8 protein-coding genes are annotated in these 13,122 nt (G+C 41.0%); 4 read left to right on the forward strand and 4 right to left on the reverse strand.

All coding sequences use genetic code 11. From position 1 onward, the window contains the following. The first annotated feature begins 30 nt into the window (after positions 1 to 30). Positions 31 to 918, forward strand: a complete 888-nt coding sequence (locus ABJK37_RS14365) for a LysR family transcriptional regulator (RefSeq protein ID WP_348355160.1) — start codon at positions 31 to 33, stop codon at positions 916 to 918. A 76-nt stretch (positions 919 to 994) separates the two neighbouring features. On the opposite strand, the gene ABJK37_RS14370 is transcribed toward ABJK37_RS14365, so the two are convergent. The 3 genes from ABJK37_RS14370 to ABJK37_RS14380 form a co-directional block, all read right to left on the reverse strand. Then, positions 995 to 2,293: a ribonuclease J gene (locus ABJK37_RS14370; RefSeq protein ID WP_348355339.1), complete on the reverse strand. Its 1,299-nt coding sequence runs from the start codon at positions 2,291 to 2,293 to the stop codon at positions 995 to 997. Between the two features lie 140 nt (positions 2,294 to 2,433). Further along, complete coding sequence (locus ABJK37_RS14375) at positions 2,434 to 2,919, reverse strand: thioredoxin (protein WP_348355163.1); 486 nt, start codon at positions 2,917 to 2,919, stop codon at positions 2,434 to 2,436. Between the two features lie 169 nt (positions 2,920 to 3,088). Next, a complete protein-coding gene (locus ABJK37_RS14380) occupies positions 3,089 to 5,761 on the reverse strand; it encodes an ATP-binding protein (protein WP_348355166.1) in 2,673 nt (890 codons plus the stop codon). A gap of 272 nt (positions 5,762 to 6,033) precedes the next feature. Here ABJK37_RS14380 and ABJK37_RS14385 point away from each other — a divergent pair, with 272 nt between their 5' ends. The 3 genes from ABJK37_RS14385 (at position 6,034) to ABJK37_RS14395 (ending at position 11,939) form a co-directional block, all read left to right on the forward strand. Then, complete coding sequence (locus tag ABJK37_RS14385) at positions 6,034 to 7,512, forward strand: hypothetical protein (RefSeq protein WP_348355169.1); 1,479 nt, start codon at positions 6,034 to 6,036, stop codon at positions 7,510 to 7,512. Between the two features lie 131 nt (positions 7,513 to 7,643). Further along, positions 7,644 to 8,756 (forward strand): efflux RND transporter periplasmic adaptor subunit, encoded by a 1,113-nt coding sequence (locus ABJK37_RS14390; RefSeq protein WP_348355172.1) that lies wholly within the window; start codon positions 7,644 to 7,646, stop codon positions 8,754 to 8,756. Between the two features lie 15 nt (positions 8,757 to 8,771). Next, entirely contained in the window at positions 8,772 to 11,939 is a 3,168-nt protein-coding gene (locus tag ABJK37_RS14395) for a multidrug efflux RND transporter permease subunit (protein WP_348355175.1), read from the forward strand. Positions 11,940 to 12,000: 61 nt separating this feature from the next. Here the strand turns inward: ABJK37_RS14395 and ABJK37_RS14400 are convergent, their stop codons facing one another. Beyond that, the gene (locus ABJK37_RS14400; RefSeq protein WP_348355178.1) at positions 12,001 to 13,122 is read right to left on the reverse strand and encodes a pectin acetylesterase-family hydrolase; all 1,122 of its coding nucleotides are present in this window, start codon (positions 13,120 to 13,122) and stop codon (positions 12,001 to 12,003) included.

Consider the following 13,122-nt stretch of genomic DNA (forward strand, 5'->3'; position numbering starts at 1 on the left):
GTTAACCAATCACTATGCCGTTAAATAACTATGATGATTAAGTCAAAAACCGAAGATCTTGAAATTTTTGTTACTGTGGTAGATTGCGGCAGCTTTACGGGTGCTGCAAATTTATTGGATACGCAGGTTGCCAAAATATCACGAGCAGTTTCTCGACTTGAACGTAACTTAGATATCACTTTGTTTACTAGAAGCACTAGACGCGTAGAATTAACCGAAGCAGGGCTATTATTTCTCAACTATGCCAGAGATGGTTTAGAAACTATCAATCGTGGAGAAGAAGCCTTAAATACTCTACAAAGTGCGCCAAAAGGTAAACTCAGAATTGATGCCGCAAGCCCGTTTTTATTTCATCAAATCATCCCTTATATCGAAGATTTTCAATTGGCCTATCCGGATATACAGCTGAACTTAATATCTAATGAGAACATTGTTGACTTGATTGAAAAAAAGACTGATTTAGCTATCAGAATTGGTAAGTTGTCGGATTCAAATCTCTATGCGAAAAATATAGGTACCAGCAAATTACATATTGTTGCCAGTCCGCGATATTTCGCCAAATTTAAAAAACCTGTAACTATTACTGAATTAAAAGCCCATAAATTGATAGGTTTTGCTGACTCACCAAAGCTTAACAACTGGTTTTTAAAAGAAGAATTGCAGATCACACCGACTATCACAGCTAGCAATGGTGAGGCCATTCGTCAATTAGCGTTAAACGGCAATGGGATTGCTATGCTATCAAACTTTATGGTGAGAAAAGACCTAGAAAATAACGCGCTAGTTGAAGTATTACCGAACTCAGTTATTAGCCCAAATCCAAGAGAAGAAGTGCATGCGGTTTACTATAAAAACTCCGCCTCCACTTCCAGAATTGCTGCCTTCATGAATTTTTATACAAATAAATTTAAGTTATGAGTCACTCAACAGCATCAAAATAGCATTGGCTCAGTCCGTCCAAATCAGCGAAACGTGTTGACTTACGCTGAAGTAATTACGACTGTTGCAGCGCAATCCTACCAGTTTTTACCGCTTGTTTAACCACGGTCCCGTGCGGTGCTAGCTTAAATAAATCGCCATTGAGTCCAGTCAAACTCCTAGGAACATGACTTAATCTCGCCATCTCTGCATTAGCTTCTAAATGTTCCAGTTCGCCATGAGTTGGCACGGCTATTTGTGGACAGACCCATTGGTACATTTGTTTTAACTCTTGCTGACAAGGGTGGCCTGAGGCATGTATAGGAAGTTCCGAATCTTCAGCCATCAAGGTGTGAATTTTTCGACCTTTGTAGGCTTTAAGCAGGTTTTCAATCGGCTCTTCATTGCCCGGGATCACTATAGAGCTAAATATTACTAGGTCTCCCTCATCCAGAGAGACATTACGATAAGTATCTTTGGCCAGTTGGTTTAATGCAGCCCTTGGCTCACCTTGACTGCCTGTTGCAACCGCTAATACTTCTTCTGGCAATAAATATCCAGTATGAAACGCATCTAGTACTGGCAAATCGTCTGGCCAATGACCCGTAGCCTTAGCCGCTCCAACCGTGTTTTGTAAGGAACGGCCAAACAATGCAAAATAACGACCTGTCTCTTGGGCGATTTTTGCAATACTTATCAATCGAGCAATATTACTGCTAAAACAACCTATCACTACCCGTCCCTTTGCATTTGAAACGGCTTGTTTTAAACCAGCATAACATTGTTGCTCAGATACCGAATGACCTTCACGATTAGCATTAGTTGAGTCACAGACCATAGCTAAGATGTTTTCCTTAGCCAGTTGTTTAAACGCTTGGGAATTAAAGGGTTTATCTGTCACTGGTGCGAGGTCAATTTTCCAGTCTGCAGTATGAAAAACATTACCGGCTAAGGTTCTAATCACAAAAGCATGAGGTTCCGGTAATGAGTGGGTAATCAACATCCATTCGACGTTAAATACGCCAATATCAACTCGCTCACCACTGGCTATTTCGATAATTGGAATGCTGTCACCTTGTCCATCACGTGCAAGCTTTCGACGTAATATCTCTGCGGTGTACTTTGTTGTATACACAGGACATTTAAAGCGACGCCATAAATAGGGCAAAGCTCCTAAATGGTCCTCATGGGCATGAGTGATCACTATACCAGCCAATTGTTCTTTACGCTGACTAATAAACCAAGGGTCAGCAGCTACAACGTCATGCTTATGAAGTACAGATGTCTTGGCTTCTGCTTGGGTACACAATGGACTATGAAATGTTATGCCACAGTCCACCATCAACCACTGCCCAGCATGTCCGTATAAATTCATATTCATACCGATTTCGCCGGTTCCTCCTAAAGGCAGAAACCAGAGTTCTTTTTCGCTGGGGTTGAGTGATTGAATAGTTAGTTCCTAATAGTGAAAGTGAAATAAACATACCGTTGGACTAAACAAGTAAAACGGCTTATTTACTCGGTAACAAAACCAGCTAGGTCCTCACCTAAACTAAGCGTTGGTTTTTCAACAACACGCCCTAACTCGTTTTCACCTTGTAGCAAAACAATGGTAGGTGAGTATTCTAAGTCATATCTTTGATGCAAGTTACTAGGCTCATGCTTGTTATAACTTACCCCATGCAAGGACAGGCTTTGCAACTCGACGCCAGACAAATCCAACAGTTTTAAAAGTCTTGGTACCTCTCGCTCACTGTCATGACACCAAGTGCCAAACAAAACCACCAGTGACTTTCCAGATAACGCCTTGACTGCGGAAATTTCTTCTAAGCTAGGTTGATATTGTTCATAAGCCGAACGAAACTGAGGATATTGTGCAATTAATTGGCTGGCGGAAATTACGCCAGTGTGTGGCTCAGATTTAGGTTGTTTTTTCTCCGTCGCACTCGCACTGCAACCGACTGAAAACATAATTAAAACAGCCAGAAAAAGTGACTTCATATTAATGCCCTACCGTTTTTTAAGACCACTAGATTACCTAACAAAGGTAAAAATAAGAATATAAAAAATACATATTGAGCTTTGAATCAAGAAAAATATTAACCTGTAAGTGGGCTATTTCATAAAGAGGGTCGAATAGGCAACTAACTGTTTCATCACTTTTGATCATCTAAACTGGCTGCGTATCCTGCGGCTTAGTGTCGTTATACAACTGCTGCATACGCTGCTGTAAAGTATTGAGGATCTTTTGGGCATCATGCGACTTACCTGAGTCAAGATGTTGTTCCACTAAAGTAGCTAAATCACTGAGTTCTTGAAAACCATAGCTCCCCGCTGAGCCTTTTAATTTATGCATAAGAGAGCCAACCTGAGTCCAATGATTTTGTTCATTGGCCTCTTGTATAGCCGCTAGTTTATTCTTAAAGCTTAATCGATAATTTTGTATTAATTGTGCGAACTCAGGCGATGTATTAGGTTTATCATTATTTTGAACATTACCGTCCTCTCCCCCTAAATTTGTTTCAAAATCTTGGGCGTTACCTAGGTATTTCGCCAGCATAAGATAAAAACTTTTACTATCAATGGGCTTTGGGAAATGCGCGGTAATTCCAGCTGCTAACATCTTATTTTTGCTGTTTAGATCAACGTTAGCCGTCAACATAATAATTGGCGCTTGAAAGTTCCTTTGTTTTAAAATAGTGGTGGCTTGTAAACCATCCATCTCCGGCATTTGCATATCCATTAAAACTAAATCGAAATCAGTATTTGCCACTATATCTAAAGCTTGCTGCCCATCTTCAACCAAGCTAAGTTTTGCCCCTGTTTTGGCCACTAAATACGCCACTAACTGACGATTATCTTCGTTATCATCGGCACATAAAATATGCCCGCTTAAATCAGGTATCTCTAAGGTAGGCTCGGTGTGTTTGCTCAACACTGCATTTGCTTGGCTTTGATTAATCATTACTTGCTTATTTACCGCTGCTACATAAGGCATATAAACGGCAAACTGACTCCCTTGACCTTCCTGACTGGTAACTTTGATATGCCCTCCCAGTATTTCAGTCAATTGCTTACTAATGTACAAACCTAATCCGGTGCCACCATATTTGCGACTAATCGATTGATTACCCTGTGAAAACGCAGTAAACAAACGTAGTTGTTGCTCATCACTCATACCCGGCCCTGTATCCGACACCACAAAAATAAAACGCTGCCTAAAGGTATCCCAATGCACTTGCAAGTCCACTTGCCCTTGATGAGTGAATTTAATCGCGTTATTACATAAATTCAGCAAAATCTGTTTGAGACGAGTCGGATCAGACTTAAATTTATAGGGTAGCGGAAAGTTAAGCTTGAGATTAAAGTCGAGGTGTTTTTCTTTAGCAAAGCCATCCATGTAAGCACTGACCTCTTGCAGCAACCCAATCAAGCAGATATCCGCTGTATCAAGTTGAATCTTACCTGCTTCAATTTTCGATAAATCTAAAACATCGTTAACTATATTGAGTAAGTACTGTCCACCATTATGCACAGCCAGAGTGGCTTTGGTTTTGTCTCCCTCGCTGGCATATTTATCACTCAGTATTTCTGAGTATCCAATTATCGAATTAAGTGGAGTGCGAATTTCGTGGCTCACATTGGCCAAAAAGCGACTTTTTGCTTCTGTAGCCGATGCTGCTAGTTGTTGTTCTTTTTGGGCAATTTCTACCTGATATTTAATAGTGTTGGTTTGGCGAATTTCTTCAGCTTGATCTTTAATTTTCTGTTCTCGCTCCATGACAGCACTTTGCATGCTGCTGAATTCTTTCGCCAACTCCCCCAACTCACTTTTTTCAGAAATCTTGATTTGTTCGGTATAACTGCCACCTGCCACTAATTTAGCTGCTTGTAATAATCGACCAACAGGCCTAGTAATGCTGCGAGCAATCAAAAATGACCCCAACAAAGCCAGCAATATACCCACTATGAAAAATGGTAATAACTCCAACATAAAAGCGTTGCGCGTTTTTAACCAACCGCTAATTGAATCTTGCAACAACACAATAAAATACTGTTTCTGATTGTTAAAAATACTAAAAGGTAAAACGGCCCAATCCTCTGCCCCCATAACATGCATATCAACATTGGCACCTTGGGCAACAAATTGCCCCGTCATTTGTTGCAGTTCACGTTGAACCATTTCATTATTTTGCTGGGTAGATAGCAGTAAAGTGTTTTGGTTATCACCCACCACTAATAAATTAATATCCAACGAAATCAAATTTTTAACTCGATTTAGAAATGCAAGATTCAACCTTTTCCCCATTAATAACCAACCAATAGTAGCCGGCGCCTTAATAGGCTCAGCTGACATAAGAAAAGGTTCGCTACCTACCATGGCAATCCACGCTCTATTTTGCTGTTTGTCATCTAAATCTTGGGCCAAAAATTGGCCTACAGTGAGGTCTTCTCCACCATATTGAGCAATTAACATAAAGCTTTTATCCAAAATCAAAGCAATGTCTGCATCGATGCGCTTACCGTGATTAAACAATACGCTTTTGATTGACTCAGTATCCTCGCCCTGACCAATGGCACTGCGTAATGCCCAGTCCTTAGCTATGGTTTCTACGCTTGAATCCAGATGTTGTTTAGCAATGACTATTTCGTTCATAAACACGTTTTTACCCACGTTTAAGCGAGTAACAAACTCCCGCTCAGCTTGGTTATAAGCCGCTTGGTAAATACTCACTAACGTTAAGGTAAACACCAAAGTAAACAGACTCACCACCAGTAGAAAGATCTTTCTTTGCAATGGTGTCCAAATAAGCTGCTTGCTTTTTTGCATGTGCGCTTTCACTTTTTATTCCTACTGTCGCAAAATAAGTGTTAATTCATTAGATAAAAAGGAGTTTTCTCTAAAATCGAGGCTAACATGTTTTGCCGATGATGCGTATTTAGGCATTGTTGGTTTGATAATAAATGACTTAAAACCCTAAGTGTTCACGTTTTTGTCACTTTTTCCATCTCGCGCCTATATACATTACTTTAATTCGGTTTCATGTGTAAAAAACTACCAATACCGCAATCCCCTTCTATGCTTATTTTGTTGCTTAAGAAATGGATATAAATATGCACATTGTTGATTTTACGACTAATACCTCAAAGTGGAGTTTGGTGTTTCATAAGGTTAGCCAAACTTCGGTTTTGGTATGGGCAGGAACTTTATTTGGCACTTTGCGCAAGCCGAAGTTAGCTAGGCTAATTGTTAGTTTCGGTGACATCGAGATCAATCGGCAGGATATCAGTCTCGAACAATGGCGTCGTCCGTTTAGTAGATTGAGTCAGCGTTTTTATGATTCTCGTGTGATATCAAATTTAGAGGCGGGTCGAACTTATAAAGTCGATTTTTACCAACGTCTAGAAGGTCATGAACATGAAGGCAAAAATCAATGGCAGTTACTTCGTAGTGGTACCTTTTGTACCTTACCTGCAGCTTTACCTACCAATAAAAATAACGCCTTTACTATTGCCCTAAGTAGTTGTTTTTATGAACATCGAGATTGTGGTCAAGCTGCTCGCGCCTACAAGGCTTTGTATGAACGAGGGGCGGAGTCGGTTAAGCCTGATATCAAATTTATGGTCGGTGACCAAGTGTATTTAGATATTGGTCTAGATTCGTTGTCACCTCTTACCAATGAAGTGCGTCAGCGAGTGGCTGAAGATTACGCTAAACATTGGCAAGCTTTAGGCAGTATACTTACCCGCGGTGGTGCATGGATGTTGCCAGATGATCATGAATATTGGAATGATTATCCATTCTACGATAGCCTGCTGCCTACTCTCTTTATGTTGAAAATAAACAAAATCCGCAACGCATGGAAAAGCGCTTCTCGTGATGGCGTATTAAACGTGCAACAAAGTAGCAAAGTCGATACGTTTGAAATAGGGAACGATCTATCGTTTTGTGTGGCCGATTTACGTTCCTATCGTAGTAAAACTCAGTTTATTGATAGGCAAGGCTTCGAAAAGCTATGCAATTGGGCAACTGGTTTAAGCAGACCTGGAGTGTTGGTTATTCCTCAAATATTGCTAACAGATAAAAACAAACAAGAACGTAATTTATTGAGTTCTAAAACACAATATTCAGCGTTGATAAAAGCCTTAGCAAGTTCTGGGCATGATATTGTGGTGATGTCAGGGGATGTACATTTTGGCCGTATTGCACAGGTCAGAATGGGTGCGCATGGAGGCAGATTAATAGAAGTTGTATCGTCGCCTATGTCGAACTTAACAGGGCTAAACAGTGTGGCGTCAGACAAAGCCAAAGCTACCCCCAAACAATTCCCCGATCCGAAATCATTGCTTATTACAAATTTTGAACCGCAAACCATCGAATACAACAAGAACTTTAATGTACAAACAAAAAAAGGATTTCCTTTATCTGCTTATTGGAAGGAGCGGACTCGCGAACATTTTATGACAATTAGTTTTCATAAAAATACCTCAAGTATTGGGATGTCGGTACAAGCATGGCGTATTCGCCAACAAAGCAATGATAGACTACCAGTTAAAGACTATAAACAAGCTTTTACAGCGACACTAAGATAATAAGATATAATCAATACACCGTGTTTACTGAAAGATTTACGGTTACAATACGGTCTATAATTTGTTGCTTGTAATTCGTAGCAACACCAAGTTTTCTTCCGCTTATAAAATCAATTTAAGGACCTCATGTTATGCGCTTAATTACGCTTAACCATTTACTGTGTTTATCATTTTTAATTTTGGCGGGATGCTCTGAACAAGACACTCAAACTCAACAAATGCCTACGCCAGAAGTAGATGTCAGTCACCCTATTCAAGCGGTCATTACTCAATGGGACGAATACACCGGAAGGTTTGCTGCAGTAAACCAAGTAGAAATACGCGCGCGCGTGAGTGGGTATTTACTGAAAGCTAATTTTAAGGACGGTCAGTCAGTTAAAAAAGGGGAGGTGTTGTTTGTCATAGACCAGCGTTCATTCAAGATTGCACTAAAAAGTGCTGAGTCTAGATATGAATTGGCGAAAAAAGAATTGGAGCGAGGAAAAGATTTACGTAGCAAAAACTCACTCTCTCAAGAAGAAGTGGACCGCCGCACCAATGAATTTGATCTTGCCCAAGCCGCTCTTGAAAATGCCAAACTTGAAATGGAATTCACCGAAGTGAAGTCACCTATAGATGGAGTAGTCTCAAGAGATTATGTGAATGTAGGTAATCTTGTTACAGGGGGCGCTTCTGGGGCAACACTACTGACAACTGTTGTCTCGGTTGATCCCATTCACTTTTATTTTGATGCTGGTGAGAGAGACCTTTTAAAATATATTCGTCTAAGTCAATCAGATAAACGTGAGAGCTCACGTACTAAATCCAATCCTGTGCAAATACGCTTGCAAGACGAACAAGAATTTAGTCATTTTGGGGTGATGGATTTTGTTGATAATCAAATAGATTCTGGCACAGGTACGATACAAGGTAGAGCGATTTTGGATAACCCTGGTGGTTTTATTTTACCTGGCTTTTTTGGCCGCATGCGTTTGTTGTCTCAAGAAAATGTTTCGGTTATTTTGATACCAGATACCAGTGTCAATACAGATCAGTCTCGTAAATTTGTTTACGTGGTAACAAGTGAAAATAAGATTCAACGAAAATTTGTCACATTAGGTGAGTTGCATACCCAAGAATTACGCGTTATCACCGAAGGTCTTAATGCTGACGACAATATAGTGGTCAACGGCATGATGCGTGCCAGACCCGGTGCAACAGTGTCACCAAAGCAAGTCGACCTCACTAGCCTTTACAGCTACTAAACCGGGAATAGCCAAATGAACTTTTCTCAGTTTTTTATTTCACGACCCAAGTTTGCCTCAGTTTTGGCCATCATTGTGTTGATTATTGGTAGCCTTGCCTACCAAACATTGCCTATTGAGCAATACCCTCAAGTAGCACCACCAACCATACAAGTTACGGCTTCCTACCCTGGAGCCAATGCTGAAATAGCGGCGCAAACAGTTGCCACACCGCTTGAACAACAAATAAACGGTGTGGAAAACATGCTGTATATTTCTTCCCAATCTACCGCAGATGGCAATGTCAGTATCACGGTAACGTTTAAACTAGGCACTGATTTAGACACCGCTCAAGTACAAGTCCAAAACCGGGTGGCCATTGCTGAGCCGCGCTTACCAGAGCCAGTGCGGCGCATTGGTGTTACTACTATTAAAAACTCACCTGATTTGATGTTAGTGGTTAATATGTTTTCGCCAAATGGCACCTACGACCAAACATATATTGCCAACTATGTCACTTTACAGGTGCGTGACCAATTGGCGCGAGTTCAGGGTGTAGGTAATATTTTGGTATTTGGTGCGAGTCAATATTCAATGCGAGTATGGCTTGATCCTGACCGCGTCGCTTCTATAGGCATGACCGCAGCAGAAGTTGTTAGAGCTTTACAAGCTCAAAATATTCAAGTTGCCAGTGGGACGCTAAACAAATCACCTATTACTCAAGGCCAGACCGCGTTTGAGTTAAGTGTGCAAACTAAAGGAAGGCTCATTGAGCCAGAACAATTTAACAACGTCATTATTAAAAATACCAATGGCAGAATTGTACGTTTTAAAGACATAGGTAGAGTTGAATTAGGCGCCGAGAGTTATGCCACTAGAGGATATTTAGGCGATAAAAAAGCCGTGGCTATGCCCATTTTTCAACGCCCTGGCACTAATGCGTTAGAAACAGCAGCAACGATTCGTAGCATTATGGAAGATTTATCAAACAACTTCCCACCAGATTTAGCCTACGACATTGCTTACAACCCTACTGAATTCATTAGTCAATCTATCGATGCAGTTGAAATTACTATCTACGAAGCCATAGGTTTAGTGGTGTTAGTGATATTAGTCTTCTTACAAAATTGGAGAGCTGCAATTATTCCAATTATTGCGATTCCGGTGTCTTTAATAGGTACTTTTGCAATAATGAGTGCGTTAGGGTTTTCGCTAAATAACCTCACTCTATTCGGGTTAGTCTTAGCCATTGGCATAGTAGTAGATGACGCCATAGTGGTAGTAGAAAACATGGAACGATTATTAGCCGAAGGGCAAAAACCCATGCAAGCGGCTCGCGAAACCATGCGAGAAGTAGGCGGTGCCGTTATGGCGATTGGTTTGGTTTTAGTTGCCGTATTTTTACCTACTGCTTTTGTAGGAGGTATTTCTGGGCAGTTTTACAGCCAATTTGGGATTACCATCGCTGTAGCGACTCTTATTTCCGTGTCAGTTTCTTTAGTCCTTAGCCCAGCGTTATCAGCGGTATTGCTGAAAACACATCAAGCAAAGCAAGGCAAAAAAAGTGTGTTAACGCGTGTAGGTGATGTTTTTAACCGTACTATGGATAAAACATCAGAACTATACGGCAGGTTAACAAAAAAACTCATACGCATGGGAGCACTCATGTCGTTAGCCTATATCGGGTTAATGGTAATGGCAGGCTATGTATTTACGTCTGTTCCCCAAGGCTTTATCCCAGCTCAAGATCAAGGATACTTAATTGTTAGCGTGCAGTTGCCTGCTGGCGCTTCTTTGTCGAGAACTGATGATGTTGTAAAAGATGCTGTAAGTCGATTATTAAAAATTGACGGTATTCGCACCTCTGTAGGTTTTGCTGGCTTTTCGGGGGCGACGTTTACCAATGCGTCAAATTCCGCTGCCATATTCACTATGATGGACCATTTCGAAGATCGCTCCGCAAAGGGGTTAACTTTCGAGCAAATCTTGGCAGAAGTGCGCATTCAAATGTCACAAATAAAAGAAGCGTTTGTGGTAGTCATTCCCCCACCATCAGTGCGCGGCATTGGCAATGGTGGTGGCTTTAAAATGATGATTGAAGACAGAGCTGGACGTGGCCTACCGGTTTTAGAGCAGGCGATGTGGCAGTTAGCAGGTGCTGCAAATCAGGCGCCTGCTACTCAAGCAGTGTTTAGTTTATTCGAAACCAATACTCCGCAGCTGTATGTTGATATAGACAGAGAACGTGTTGAACGTTTAGGAGTACCTGTATCAGAGGTATTTAGCGCCTTAGAAATATATTTAGGCAGCTCGTTTGTAAATGATTTCAGCTACTTAGGTAGAACCTTTAGAGTAACGGCACAAGCTGATTCACCTTTTAGAATGACGCCAGAAGATATCGGGAGGATTAAGGTTAAAAACTTTTCCGGAGATATGGTACCACTTAGTTCAGTGGTGACTTTCAAATATCAATCTGGTCCTTCTCGAGTTCCTAGGTACAACTTATATCCAGCCGCAGACCTGTTAGGTAACACCTCACCTGGATTTAGTTCCGGTGAAGCCATAGCGAGTATGGAACAACTTGCCGCTGAAATATTACCTGATGGCATTGGTTTCGAATGGACAGAACTCGCCTATCAACAACAAATTGCCGGTAACTCAGCGATCATTGCCTTTATCATGGCGGTTATTTTTGTGTATCTGCTACTCGTCGCGTTATACGAAAGTTGGACTTTACCATTGTCAGTTATTCTAATTGTGCCTATGTGTTTGCTCAGTGCAATTACTGGTGTTTGGATAATGGGCATGGATAACAATATTTTAACCCAAGTTGGTTTAATTGTTTTAGTTGGACTTGCCAGTAAAAACGCAATTTTGATTGTCGAATTTGCCCGTCATTTAGAGCAACAAGGCGCACCTTTGCATGAAGCTGCAGTTGAAGCAGCCAAACTAAGACTTCGTCCTATTCTTATGACCTCTTTTGCCTTTATCCTCGGTGTTGTTCCTCTTGCTATCGCTACAGGGGCTGGAGCTGAAATGCGTCAAGCATTAGGGGTAACAGTTTTTAGTGGCATGTTAGGTGTGACGTTTTTTGGCCTGCTATTCACTCCTGTTTTTTACATACTTTGTAGAAAACTATCTATGTTAGTGAAAGGGCAAAAGCTTGATGAAAATGGACGTGTACCGGTAAAAGTTACCGACTAACCGAATAGTGTTTTGTTATTAAGGTAAAAGTGGCTGTTTGATACAGCCACTTTTTTATTCTTCATGGTTGCTTAAGAGTATTTACCTGGCACTTATCAATAGAAACACGACAGTCAACAACATCGGGAAAACGACTATTTAACAGCTTGTTGAACCACTCCACAAACCTTACACCATCTATTTTTTGCGTGTAAAAATGCTTAAAACGTAAAATAGTATGTATATCACCGCTTGCTAAATAATAAGTCAATGGAGCAACCTCACTGTTTAAAGATTTGTATGTCTGGACGATAGCATCAACAAGCACATCAGTATCTCCTAACATTCTCTTAAACATGACTTGGACTTTATCTTCAGCGCTATCATAAAGCGCAAAGCTGATTTTAGGGTGATGCTTGTCTTCAACTCCATAAAACGAATAAAAACTCTTCATTTCTTTCTGAAAACCAGTGTATTTATTTTTATCTAAAGGAGCAAAAACCGACCATTGCTCTAAAATTTTTGGTACTTGCTGTGACCGGTAACCTGCCGCACCGTCAGCAAAACTAAGCACTTCGGCATTGGGAAACATAGTAGCGGCGCGTCCAGCATATATTGGTGCGGCTAATGCTCCAGCGCTAGCCCCTGCAATCACCACTTTTTCTGGCGACATGTTGTTCTCAACCCATTGCAACACCGCTTGAGTGTTTGCCGCCCCCACATGCTGTATTTCGAATTCATGTTTATCCGCGGCGACATATTTACGTTGTGCAGAACCTAAATGCACATCACCGGTACAATAAGGGGCAAAAACCATACTCCAATCTTTAACTGGGTTTTCGGGGTTATCTAAGTCAAAAATGCCGTTATGCTGGTTGGGATCATTGTGTGCAAGATCGGCCCTAGGTACAAAAGCTTTTCTTTCTGCTCGAGCGTCACAGGTTTGTGCATTCCAACATGCCCCACCACCGTTAAAAAAAACAAAAAGTTTGTCGGTTTTACCCGGCTTAACATGAAATTTGTACGGGCTACCATCAGAACATTGAGTCACTCCACCAGGCTCAATTACCTGCCAAGTAGATTCGGCTGCAGTATTGGTTATTTTATCCAGCGCATCAGCAGAAAAAACCAAAGAACTCTGTAAAAATAAGGCTAAACAAAAGCTACTCAAGCGCACTAGTCGGTAAGAGTTTAGTAAAAACAT

The organism is Paraglaciecola sp., from assembly GCF_039964565.1.
GTDB lineage: Bacteria > Pseudomonadota > Gammaproteobacteria > Enterobacterales > Alteromonadaceae > Paraglaciecola.